Raw genomic sequence first — 11,284 nt, 5'->3', positions numbered from 1 at the left:
GGATTCAGCGCTAAAATCGGCGATCGCGCCGTTATTGAACGCGACGACGCAGGTAATTCAGCAGATCGATCCGCGTAATCAACCCAAGGAAGCTGCCAGCATCCATGATGATGGCCACCTGGCCGCGGTCAAACACCGGCAGCAGCGCTTCAATCGGCGATTTCACGTCCAGCCGGTCCAGCTTGCTGACCATGGCGGTGGAGACCTTGTCCCGGAACCTCGACTCGTCCCCATACACGTGCAGCAGCACGTCGCTTTCGTCGACGATGCCGACCAGCTGGTCGCCATCCATCACCGGCAACTGCGACACGTCATACAGCTTCATGCGCTGGTAAGCGGTGGTCAGCAGGTCGTTCGGGCCGATTACGACAGTGTCGCGCTGGCCATACGGGCGGAGGATCAGGTCGCGCAGGTCGCCGGTCTGCGGGCGCTCCAGGAAGCCGTTGTCCAGCATCCAGTAGTCGTTGTACATCTTGGAGAGGTACTTGTTACCGGTGTCGCAGACCAGCACCAGCACCTTCTTGGGGGTGGTCTGCTCCTTGCAGTACTTCAGGGCAGCTGCCAGCAGGGTGCCGGTGGACGACCCGCCGAGCACGCCTTCCTTGCCCAGCAGCTCGCGGGCGGTGTGGAAGCTTTCGGCGTCGGTGATGGCATAGGCCTTGGTGACCCGGCTGAAATCGGCGATCGAGGGCAGGAAGTCCTCGCCGATGCCTTCCACCAGCCAGCTGCCCGACTTGTCGTTGAGCACGCCGTCATTGATGTATTCGGCCAGGATCGAGCCGACCGGGTCGGCCAGTACCAGCTCGGTCTTCGGCGACAGGGTGGCGAAGGCGCGCGACAGGCCGGTCATGGTGCCGGAGCTGCCGCAGCCGAACACGATGGCGTCCAGGTCGCCCCCCATCTGCTCGAGGATCTCCGGGCCGGTGCCGAATTCATGAGCGGCCGGGTTGTCCGGGTTGCCGAACTGGTTGATGAAGTACGCGCCGGGGGTTTCCTCGGCCACGCGCTTGGCCATGTCCTGGTAGTACTCCGGGTGGCCCTTGGCCACGTCCGAACGGGTCAGGCGCACTTCGGCGCCCATCGCCTTGAGGTTGAAGATCTTCTCGCGGCTCATCTTGTCCGGCACCACCAGGATGAGCTTGTAGCCCTTCTGCTGGGCGACCAGGGCCAGGCCCAGGCCGGTATTGCCGGCAGTGCCTTCCACCAGCGTCGCACCTGGCTTGAGATCGCCACGCTTTTCAGCGGCTTCGATCATCGACAGGCCGATGCGGTCCTTGATGGATCCTCCGGGATTGGCGCTTTCGAGCTTCAGATACAGCTCGCAGACACCGGTGTCCAGGCGCTGGGCCTTGACGATCGGGGTCTTGCCAATGAGTTCGAGTACGGAGGAGTGGATTGCCATCGGGTCACATCGATTCGCGCCGCAGGGCGGCCGGACCCCCGATTATCCGACAGATGGTACAGACACGCCATGCGTGTCTGGCCCCAAAAGAGCGACGCGGACGGCGCCCGTCGACGAGGAGACGGACGCCGCCCGCGGCGTTTGGCGGTGCCGGCCAGGGCCGGCAGGTTCAGCGGCAGGTGCCGACCGTTGGCCGGCACAGGGGGAACGTCAATTCAGGGGGGAGGAGTACAGCCGTTCCAGCTTCTGCTTGGCATACAGCTTCTCACGCTTCATCTGGCCCAGAGTTACACCATCTATCGGAAGTACGCCCAATTCGGCATCCATACACTTCTTGTTCAACTTCTGGTGCCGTTCGTAAAGCGCCTTGAATTCCGGATCACGCTGGCGGCGTGCGTCGATTTCACTCTGGGGCTGACCTTCAAACATGATGAACCTCCTATTGCGTGTACAGCACAAACAAGAACGCCCCGGCCGGTAAGGCACGGGGCGTTGCTTCGGGAGGAGCGCCGGCATCCACCGCGATCACGGCAGAACCCAGGCGCACGACCGGGGTTGCCCGGCCTGCAGACTGCTCTGGTTCGTGCCCTCGATGCATCGGCCCGGCCCTCCAATCGTCCGGGTCGCGGAAGGCTACCCGGACAATCGACCCTACGCCTGCCCAAGGACGGGTTCAAGGGTTTCGTTTGAAATCACCGGTGCACGCCAGTCGGGGTTCAGGCTGAACACGCACTTCAACGAAATTTAAACAAAAACAGCAGGTTGCGTCATTCTGACGCAGTCACGACCAACGGTCGTGACCTACCGATAGATGCAACCGGGTAGGTCATGACCGTTGGTCATGGCAGAGGCAACCAGGCAGGTCATGACCGTTGGTCATGACACCTTCGATCACGGGGCGATGATGACCTCGGCCGAGCGGGCCTTGGTGGCCGCCGCCTTCTTGCCGCTGACCTGCAGGCGGCTGGCGCTGACGCCGGCCCCCACCAGGGCATCGCGCAGGGCTTCGGCGCGCTGCTGCCCTACTCCGGCGGCGGCGTCGTAGGCCTCGATGCGGACCCGACCCTTCTTGCCGATGTTCAGGTACTCGGCCAGCGCCTTGGCCTGGCCCTTCGCGCCGCCCGAGAGCGTGCCCTTGCCACTGGCGAAGGCGTCGCCGGCGAAGGTGAACACTTCACCACGGCTGTCGAACTTCGAGCCGGGCAGCTTGTTGCCCGAGACCAGCTCGGCTTCTTCGCGGGCCAGCTTGGCCGCGTTCTGCTGGGCCGCGCTGAGGCGGGCGGTCTGCTTGCCGGCCACGCTGGTCAGGGCGGTTTCGGCGTCCTGGCGGGCCAGCGCTTCGGTTTCGGCGGCCAGGCGCAGGCGTTCGGCTTCTTCGGCCTGGATCTGGGCCTGCACGCGCAGCCGCTCGCTTTCCTGGCGGGCACGCTGGGCATCGCGGCGGCTGGCTTCGATCAGCAGGTCGCTGCGGGTGCGTTCGAGCTGGCTCACTTCACGCTTGGCCAGGGCGGCACGCACGCTGGTTTCGGCAATTTCGACCCGGCGGTCGGCCAGGTAGCGGGCCTGGTCGAGGTCGCGGCGCTTGGCATCCGCCAGCGCGGCGATGGCCTGCTGGGCCTGCAGGCGCTCATAGGCGGCCAGTTCGGCGGTGTCCGGGTTGGCCTGGATCGCCATCAGGCGCTGGGTGAGCTGGGCCACGGCCGGGTCTTCGGCGGCACCGGCCAGCGGCGAAACGGCCAGGCCGATGGCGAGCAGCAGGGGCGACATGCGCAGGGCGGCAGCCTTCATCGGCGGTCCTCCCCGGCGGCGAGCTGGCGTTCGAGCTGGGTCACCTCGTTGCGGCGCAGCTGCAGCTGGGCGGTGGCGGTGGCCTCCTCGCTGCGGGCGCGGGCCAGGTCGGCATCGGCGGTGGCGCGCGCGGCCAGGGCCGGGGCGTTCTTTCGCTCGCGGCGGTCGCTGGCAGCGGCCTGGGCCTGTTCCAGGCCCTGGCGGGCCACGGCGATCAGGTCCGGGGCGTACTGGTCGGCGTCGGCCTGGGTGGCCTTGTCCACGGCCTGGCGGGCCTGCATGAGTTCGAGCGCGCCGTCCTGGGCCAGGGCCGGCCCGGCCAGTGCGAATGCGCACGCCATCACGCAACTCGTCAAAACTACATACGGGGTACGCCGCATTTGTGCGAAGCTAGGATTCATTGGGGGTGCCGTTCGCCTGAAGAAGGTGCGCGGCCATTGTCGGAAGCCTGCGGCGTGCTTGCAATGGCATGTCGCCGATTGTTGGGGAAACATTTCGCATGGATATCGGCTATTTCCTGAAGCTGATGACCGAAAAGAACGCTTCGGACATGTTCTTGACCACCGGTGCCCCGGTGTACATCAAGATCGAGGGCAAGCTGTACCCGCTGGGGAATACCGGGCTGCCGCCCGGGATGGTCAAGAAGATCGCCTATTCGCTGATGGACGAGGGCCAGGTGCCCCAGTTCGAGCGCGACCTAGAGCTCAACATGGCCATCGCCCTGCCGGATGCGGGGCGCTTCCGCGTCAACGTGTTCAAGCAGCGCGGTGAGGTGGGCATGGTGATCCGTGCCATCCGCAGCAAGATTCCCAGCATCGAAGAGCTCAACCTGCCCCAGGTCCTGAAGGACGTCATCATGACCCCGCGCGGGCTGGTGCTGGTGGTGGGCTCGACCGGTTCGGGCAAGTCGACCTCGCTGGCATCGATGATCGACCACCGCAACAGCACCACGACCGGGCACATCCTCACCATCGAGGACCCGATCGAGTACCTGCACAAGCACAAGATGTCGATCGTCAACCAGCGCGAGGTCGGGCTGGATACCCATGCCTTCCACAACGCGCTGAAGAACGCGATGCGTGAAGCGCCGGACGTGATCCTGATCGGCGAAATCCTGGACTCGGAAACGATGGAGGCGGCCATCGCCTTCGCCGAGACCGGCCACCTGTGCCTGGCCACGCTGCACTCCAACAACGCCGACCAGACCATCGAGCGCATCCTGAACTTCTTCCCCGAGAGCGCGCACCGCAACGTGCTGATGAACCTCTCGCTGAACCTGCGCGCGGTGATTTCCCAGCGCCTGGTCAAGGGCCAGGACGGGCGCCGGCTGCCGGCCACGGAAGTGTTGATCAACACGCCGATGATCCGCGACCTGCTGCGCCGCGGCCAGGTGCACGAGATCAAGCCGGCGATGGAGGCTTCGCTGGAAGAAGGCATGGAGAGCTTCGACCAGTGCCTGTTCCGCATGGCCAAGGGCGGCATCATCGAGCAGGAAGAGGCGCTGCGTGCGGCCGATTCGCGCGATGGCCTGGCCCTGAAGTTCCGCCTGTCCGAAGGCGGCAGCGGCGAGCACGATCCGTACGCCGATTATTCGGCGGCAACCCCGGCGGCGATCACGCACGGGTTTTGATTGACGGGGGTATCGACCAACGGTCGATACCTACCGATCGGGGATCGCGGGTCGTCCCACCCGGGTTCATACCGACCGTTGGTCGCCCGCGGGGTAGGTACCGACCGTTGGTCGGTACCCGGTTTCAGGGTGATGCGTCGGCCTGAACCTCCGGCCGCGCCGCATCGAACGCTGGCAACGCCAGGCACGCCTGGTCGATCCGCACCAGGGTCGGGTACGGGCCCAGATCCACGTTGAAGCGGCGGGCGTTGTACAACTGCGGCACCAGGCAGCAGTCGGCCAGGGTCGGTGTATCGCCGTGGCAGAAGCGGCCGGTATCCACCGATTCGACCAGCAGCCGTTCCATCGCGTCGAAGCTGACCTGCATCCAGTGCTTGGTCCAGTCCTCACGCTCGGTCTGCGGCACGTGCCAGGTATCGCTGAAGAACTGCATCACGCGCAGGTTGTTGAGCGGGTGCAGGTCGCAGGCCACCAGCTGCGCCAGCGCGCGCACGCGGGCGCGGCCCGGCGCATCGTCGGGCAGCAGCGGTGGCTCCGGGAACACCTCGTCGAGGTACTCCAGGATCGCCATCGACTGGTGCAGCACCCGTTCACCGTGGCACAGGGTGGGCACCAGTTCCTGCGGGTTGAGCGCGGCGTAGCCTTCGCTGTGCTGCTGGCCACCGTCGCGGACCAGGTGCACCGGGGTGATCTGGTGCTCCAGGCCCTTCAGATTCAGGCCGATGCGCACGCGGTAGGCGGCGCTGGAGCGCCAGTAGCTGAACAGCTCGATGCGGTCGGCCGAGGTGTTCAGGGCCGTGTCGCCTGTTCGATGCGCTGTTCGATGGCGCCGAAGATGCTTTCGCCGGCCGCGTTGAACATCTCGATGCGGACCACGTCGCCGAAGGACATGAACGGCGTGCTCGGCTTGCCGTCGCGCAGGGTTTCCACGGTGCGCTGTTCGGCAAAGCAGGAGGCGCCCTTGCTGGTGTCCTCGTTGGCAATCGTGCCCGAGCCCACGATGGCACCGGCGCCCAGCGGGCGGGTCTTGGCTGCGTGCGCGATCAGCTGGGCGAAGTTGAACTGCATGTCCACGCCGGCCTCGGGCGCGCCGAACCAGGCGCCGTTGACGTGGGTGACCAGCGGCAGGTGCACCTTGCTGTCCTGCCAGGCGTCGCCCAGCTCGTCGGGGGTGACGAACACCGGCGACAGCGCCGAGCGCGGCTTGGACTGCAGGAAGCCAAAGCCCTTGGCCAGCTCGCCCGGGATCAGGTTGCGCAGCGAGACGTCGTTGACAAGACCGACCAGCTGGATGTGACCGGCGGCCTGCTCCGGGGTAACCGCCATCGGCACGTCATCGGTGATCACTACCAGCTCGGCTTCCAGGTCGATGCCGTAGTCCTCGCTGATCACCTTGACCGCATCGCGCGGGCCATGGAAGCCGGCGCTGGTGGCCTGGTACATCAGCGGGTCGGTGTAGAAGCTGTCCGGCACCTCGGCGCCACGCGCGCGGCGCACGCGCTCGACATGCGGCAGGTAGGCGCTGCCGTCGACGAATTCGTAGGCACGCGGCAGCGGTGCGGCCAGCGCCTGCAGGTCGATGTCGAACACGCCGTCGGCGCTGCCGTCATTGAGCGATTCGGACAGGGCGTTCAGGCGCGGCGCCAGGTGGCTCCAGTCTTCCAGCGCCTGCTGCAGGGTGGCGGCGATCCCGGTGGCGCGCACGCCGTGGCGCAGGTCGCGCGAGACCACGATCAGGGTGCCGTCGCGGCCGCCTTCCTTCAAAGAACCAAGCTTCATGGGTGGAATATCCGGGATCGCAGGAAATAGGTTTCGAGTGTAACCAAATGCGAGGTGCCACCAAAGCTGCGATGCGGCACGAAACCACGATAAACGATCCAGAAGGTCGCCGTACCCTGTCATCGTCCGGTTGATGCTGCGCCGGATTATCCTCGCGCCCGTGCAAAGGCCGCGTAGATCCACGCCCTGCGTGGAGACCGCGCGCAGCGCGGCCCAAGCGTCCGGAGCCGCCAAACCAGGAGGTGGCGCTTTTCCCTTCCGACGTTCAGCAACGGCCGAAGCCACCCGTCAGACCTTCATGACCCCGAACTGGCGCGCAGCCACGCAGGGCGTGGCTCTACGAAGCTGAATGGGGAAAATTGATGCAGCGCATGATTTCTTCTATACTCCCATTGTCTGCAGCGGCCGTCCGTTTCCCTTCGGGATCGCCGGCGATCGGGATTACCGTCCCTCGCCCGCCCCCACTCCGACGCCATTCGTCATGCATTCCAGTCTGCGCACCGCGTGGGCTGCACCCAATTCTCGCAGCGCGGTTCACGGGAACGCTCCGAGTCAGCCGATCACAACGATCTGCCTCGCGTCCGGCCATTCGGCCTGGCGTTACTTTGTCTTTGGAGCTTCCACCCGATGTCTTTTGAAAACCTGGGCCTTGCCCCGTTCCTGCTGCGCGCGTTGTCCGAGCAGGGCTATGAAAACCCGACCCCGATCCAGGAGCAGGCGATTCCGCTGGCGCTGGAAGGCCGCGACCTGCTGGCCGGCGCGCAGACCGGTACCGGCAAGACCGCCGCGTTCGGCCTGCCGCTGCTGCAGCACCTGGGCACCAACCCGCAGGCCGTGAACGGCCCGCGCAAGCCGCGTGCGCTGGTGCTGGCGCCGACCCGCGAGCTGGCCACCCAGGTGCATGACAGCCTGCGCGGCTACAGCAAGTACCTGCGCATTCCCAGCGCCTGCATCTACGGTGGCGTTGGCATGGGCAACCAGTTCGACGTGCTGCGCCGTGGCGTGGACCTGCTGGTGGCCTGCCCGGGCCGCCTGATCGACCACCTGGAGCGTCGCAGCGTCGACCTGTCGGGCATCGAGATCCTGGTGCTGGACGAAGCCGACCGCATGCTGGACATGGGCTTCCTGCCGTCGATCAAGAAGATCCTGGCCAAGCTGCCGCGCCAGAACCGCCAAACCCTGCTGTTCTCGGCAACCTTCGAAGAGAGCATCAAGCAGCTGGCGCTGGAGTTCATGCGCGATCCGGCGCAGATCCAGGTCACCCCGAAGAACACCGTGGCGGAAACCATCACCCACCGCGTGCACCCGGTCGATGGCGCGCGCAAGCGCGAGCTGCTGCTGCACCTGCTGGCCCAGGACAGCCGCGAGCAGACCCTGGTGTTCGGCCGTACCAAGCACGGCTGCGACAAGCTGGCCACGTTCCTGGAGAAGTCGGGCATCAAGACCGCCGCGATCCACGGCAACAAGAGCCAGGGCCAGCGCCTGCGTGCGCTGGGCGACTTCAAGGCCGGCCGCGTGACCGTGCTGGTGGCCACCGACATCGCCGCGCGCGGTATCGACATCAACGAGCTGCCGAAGGTCATCAACTATGACCTGCCGATGGTGGCCGAGGATTACGTGCACCGCATCGGCCGTACCGGCCGCAACGGCTCGACCGGCCAGGCGATTTCGCTGGTGGCGCAGGACGAGGCCAAGCTGCTGCGCCAGATCGTGCGCCTGCTGGACAAGGACATGGACATCCGCGACGTGCCCGGCTTCGAGCCGCAGACCCCGATCCGCTGGGGCAACAGCGCGCCGGGCAAGGCCGAAGTGCCGGGTGGCGATCGTTCGCCGCGCAAGCACGCACGCCGTCCGCACGGCGAGGCCCCGCGCCACGCCCACGCCGGTGCCAAGACCGGCGGCCAGCGTGACGGTGCCGGCCGCGGTGCAAGCCGCGGTGCTGGCAATGGCGCGCCGCGCGGTGGTGCGCCGTCGGGCCAGCGCCGTGGCGGTGGCGGCCGCAGCCAGGGCGGCGGTGGCCGGCCGGCCTGATCCGTTCGCGGATCGCACAATGAAAAAGGGCGACGCATTGCGTCGCCCTTTTTTGTTGCCGGTTTGCCGTGGCTCTACGATGGCTCAGCCTCTAGGCTTGGTCGGGTTCAACAGGTTGCCGAAGAACACCGCGTTCAACAGCAGCCGCTCGGTGCCGTGCCAGTACTTGCGGTGCGCCGGGTCGTCGGCGAACAGCACCACGTTGCCCTGCCCCTGCGGCGACACCAGCAGCCACGCGGCACCGGCCACGCGGCTGCGGTTGCTCTCGGACAGATAACCATTCACCCGCGGCGTTTCATCGATGCGCACCACGGTGGAGAACGCGTTGCGGCTGGGCTTGAAGCTGATCCCGTTTTCCTTGTTGATCGACAGCTGCGTGCGCGGCAGGCCAAAGCCCAGCGGATGGCTGGTATCCACATCGGCACTGAGGATGTTGCCGCTGACCCGCTCGATGGCGGCGATGTCGCGCTGGTCGCCGAACGCACGGCGGGCGCTGTCGGGCTCCTTCTCTTCGGCGCCCAGCGCTTCATCGGCAAGTTTCTGCTCGATCGCCCACTTGGCCGCCGTACCGTAGGTCACCAGCGAACCGCCGGCGTTGATCCAGCGCTTGAGTGCGGCCACCGCCGCGGCATCCACGCCCGTGTAGGTACCGCCGGACAGCACGATGGTGGTGTAGCGGTCCAGGTTGACCTTGCCCAGCTGCGCCGGGTCGAGCTTGCTGGCCGGCAGCTGCACCTGCTGGTCGAGCAGGAACCACGCCGACCCGATCTCGGTGGCGCTCACGCCCTCGCCCATCACCAGCGCCACCGCCGGCCTGCGCAGCGCTTTGACGCTGTCACTGCCGAGGTCGATGCCGCTGCGACTCTGCCCACTGGCCACTGCATGCACCTGCACGCCACTGCTGCGCGCCGCTTCCTCCACGGCGGCCAGCAGCGCGTCACCCGCCAGTGTCTGCCCGGCTACCGGAATCACCACGCTGCCGCGCGCGAACGCCTGCTCACCGGACGCGGTGTCTGCGGTGAAGGACTGGAACGCGGCGCGGGTCAGCACGCCCTTGGCCTGCAGCGCGTACAGCGCGCGGCTGGCGTTGTAGTCGCGCCAATCGAACACGTAGGCATAGCCGGCCCGGCCACCACTCACCCCGCCCTGCGTGGCCGGCAGGCTGGCGATGCGCTCGCCCGCGTCGACCCGGCTGCGGCTGCCGGCGAACGCCACGCCGTAGGCCGGTGCGATCGCATAGGAGGTGCTGCCGTAGAACACGTCGCCCTTGATTGGCGGGGTCTCGGCAAAGATCGAATGCACCAGGCGGAACTGTGGCTGCGCGGTGGGTACCACGTAGGCGCTGCCCGGCTCGAAACGCTGGCCGTCCACGGTAAGCGGCTTGGGCAACGCCTGCACGGTGATCTTGTGCTGCAGCAGCAGGTCGAGCAGGCGCCGGGTCAGGCCCGGGTCTTTGGCATCGCCGAACACGAAGGCCTTTACCGGCTGCTGGTTGGCCTGCTTGAGCGCGGACTGGAAGAATTCCTTCTGCAGCTTGAGCAGCCCGTCACGCTCGGTCACTGCACCGCGCACGGTGCCCAGACCGGTGGCGACCTGGTTGCGGATGGTGAACGGGAAGGTCAGCAGGCCGTTGGCCGATTCCTGCACCCGGCCGCGCGAACTGGCCTGTTCCACCGTGACGCCGACCGCGCCGTGGAAATCCGGATAGGTCGAGCCGTACACCGGCGAGAAGTTGTCGAAGTTCTCACCGGTGTAGTACAGCGAGCCCAGCGCATCCAGCGCCTGCGCGTGGTACTTGGCCAGGGTCTTGTTGAATTCGTATGACGAGGCCGGCAGCAGCGGGCTGTGCATGCTCGCCGGCGACGGTTCGAAGTAGTAGGTGCTGTCCTTGCCCATCTCGTGGAAATCGATCTGGACGTTGGGGTACCACTGATGGAAGTAGGCGATCTTCGGGCGCGTGTCCTGCTGGGTCAGGGCCAGCCAATCGCGGTTGAGGTCGGTGAAGTAGTGGTTGGTGCGTCCCTGCGGGAACGGCTCCACGTGCTCCTTGTCGGCCGGATCGGGCGAGGCCGGCGAGGAGGCATAGGCGTTGTGCCAGCTGGCCGCGCGGTCGCGGCCGTCCGGGTTCTGCGCCGGGTCGAACAGCACCACCGCCTGCTGCAGCCACTTGGCCGTATCGGCATTCCGGTTGGCCACCAGGTAGTACGCGGTGAGCAGCGCCGCTTCGCCACTGGAGGTTTCATTGCCGTGCACGCTGTAGCCCAGCCACACCACCACCGGGCTGTTGCCGGCGGCCGACAGCGGCTGCGTTGGGTCGGCCAGGGTGACGTGCTGGCGGCGCAGGGTTTCCAGCTGCTGCTGGTTCTGCGCCGAGGTGACGGTGGCGATCAGCAGCGGGCGGCCTTCGTAACTGGTGCCGATCTGCTCGACCTTGATCTTGTCCGAGTGTCTGGCCAGTTCGTTGAAGTACGCCACCAGCTGGTCGTGCCGGGTGTAGCGGCTGCCGATCTCGTAGCCCAGGAACTGCTGCGGGGTGGGAATGGCCGGATCGAAATCACCGCCCTGCGGGAAGAAATAGGCGCTCTGTGCGAACGCCGGCGCGGCCAGCAGCCACAGCGACCCCACCAGCCAGGTGATGGGGCGCGACAAACCTT

9 protein-coding genes are annotated in these 11,284 nt (G+C 66.5%); 2 read left to right on the top strand and 7 right to left on the bottom strand.

What is annotated here, in order from left to right; genetic code table 11:
• Positions 1 to 31: 31 nt before the first annotated feature.
• The 4 genes from ACTJI4_RS05280 to ACTJI4_RS05265 all read right to left on the bottom strand — a co-directional run bounded on the left by ACTJI4_RS05280 (position 32) and on the right by ACTJI4_RS05265 (position 3,591).
• On the bottom strand, positions 32 to 1,402 hold the full coding sequence (locus ACTJI4_RS05280) for a pyridoxal-phosphate dependent enzyme (RefSeq protein WP_440868734.1): 1,371 nt from the start codon (positions 1,400 to 1,402) through the stop codon (positions 32 to 34).
• A gap of 210 nt (positions 1,403 to 1,612) precedes the next feature.
• A complete protein-coding gene (locus tag ACTJI4_RS05275) occupies positions 1,613 to 1,831 on the bottom strand; it encodes a YdcH family protein (protein WP_282245428.1) in 219 nt (72 codons plus the stop codon).
• Positions 1,832 to 2,293: 462 nt separating this feature from the next.
• Complete coding sequence (locus tag ACTJI4_RS05270) at positions 2,294 to 3,190, bottom strand: hypothetical protein (RefSeq protein WP_392919492.1); 897 nt, start codon at positions 3,188 to 3,190, stop codon at positions 2,294 to 2,296.
• Positions 3,187 to 3,591 (bottom strand): DUF4398 domain-containing protein, encoded by a 405-nt coding sequence (locus ACTJI4_RS05265; RefSeq protein ID WP_392919495.1) that lies wholly within the window; start codon positions 3,589 to 3,591, stop codon positions 3,187 to 3,189. Before ACTJI4_RS05265 ends, ACTJI4_RS05270 begins: the two co-directional genes overlap by 4 nt.
• A gap of 98 nt (positions 3,592 to 3,689) precedes the next feature.
• On the opposite strand from ACTJI4_RS05265, the gene ACTJI4_RS05260 reads away from it, so the two are divergent.
• Entirely contained in the window at positions 3,690 to 4,820 is a 1,131-nt protein-coding gene (locus ACTJI4_RS05260) for a PilT/PilU family type 4a pilus ATPase (protein ID WP_068849022.1), read from the top strand.
• A gap of 124 nt (positions 4,821 to 4,944) precedes the next feature.
• On the opposite strand, the gene maiA is transcribed toward ACTJI4_RS05260, so the two are convergent.
• Both maiA and ACTJI4_RS05250 read right to left on the bottom strand, forming a co-directional pair.
• Positions 4,945 to 5,613 carry a maleylacetoacetate isomerase gene (gene maiA, locus ACTJI4_RS05255; protein ID WP_440868848.1) on the bottom strand — a complete coding sequence of 223 codons (669 nt, stop codon included), beginning with the start codon at positions 5,611 to 5,613 and terminating at the stop codon, positions 4,945 to 4,947.
• Entirely contained in the window at positions 5,610 to 6,599 is a 990-nt protein-coding gene (locus tag ACTJI4_RS05250) for a fumarylacetoacetate hydrolase family protein (RefSeq protein ID WP_392919499.1), read from the bottom strand. Before ACTJI4_RS05250 ends, maiA begins: the two co-directional genes overlap by 4 nt.
• A 627-nt stretch (positions 6,600 to 7,226) precedes the next feature.
• Between ACTJI4_RS05250 and ACTJI4_RS05245 the strand changes: the two genes are divergently transcribed.
• The gene (locus ACTJI4_RS05245; protein ID WP_392919502.1) at positions 7,227 to 8,630 is read left to right on the top strand and encodes a DEAD/DEAH box helicase; all 1,404 of its coding nucleotides are present in this window, start codon (positions 7,227 to 7,229) and stop codon (positions 8,628 to 8,630) included.
• An 84-nt stretch (positions 8,631 to 8,714) separates the two neighbouring features.
• On the opposite strand, the gene ACTJI4_RS05240 is transcribed toward ACTJI4_RS05245, so the two are convergent.
• A complete protein-coding gene (locus tag ACTJI4_RS05240; protein ID WP_440868733.1) occupies positions 8,715 to 11,279 on the bottom strand; it encodes a M14 family zinc carboxypeptidase in 2,565 nt (854 codons plus the stop codon).
• Between the last annotated feature and the right edge of the window lie 5 nt (positions 11,280 to 11,284).

The organism is Stenotrophomonas sp. 22385 (genome assembly GCF_052045085.1).
GTDB lineage: Bacteria > Pseudomonadota > Gammaproteobacteria > Xanthomonadales > Xanthomonadaceae > Stenotrophomonas.
Note: the sequence above shows the minus strand (reverse complement) of the source record. Positions and strands in the feature narration are given on the sequence as shown.

Excerpts from the sequence above, each read along its gene's own strand:
- ACTJI4_RS05280 (WP_440868734.1), bottom strand. The coding sequence starts at position 1,402 with ATGGCAATCCACTCCTCCGTACTCGAACTCATTGGCAAGACCCCGATC.
- ACTJI4_RS05275 (WP_282245428.1), bottom strand. The coding sequence starts at position 1,831 with ATGTTTGAAGGTCAGCCCCAGAGTGAAATCGACGCACGCCGCCAGCGT.
- ACTJI4_RS05270 (WP_392919492.1), bottom strand. The coding sequence starts at position 3,190 with ATGAAGGCTGCCGCCCTGCGCATGTCGCCCCTGCTGCTCGCCATCGGC.
- ACTJI4_RS05265 (WP_392919495.1), bottom strand. The coding sequence starts at position 3,591 with ATGAATCCTAGCTTCGCACAAATGCGGCGTACCCCGTATGTAGTTTTG.
- ACTJI4_RS05260 (WP_068849022.1), top strand. The coding sequence starts at position 3,690 with ATGGATATCGGCTATTTCCTGAAGCTGATGACCGAAAAGAACGCTTCG.
- ACTJI4_RS05250 (WP_392919499.1), bottom strand. The coding sequence starts at position 6,599 with ATGAAGCTTGGTTCTTTGAAGGAAGGCGGCCGCGACGGCACCCTGATC.
- ACTJI4_RS05245 (WP_392919502.1), top strand. The coding sequence starts at position 7,227 with ATGTCTTTTGAAAACCTGGGCCTTGCCCCGTTCCTGCTGCGCGCGTTG.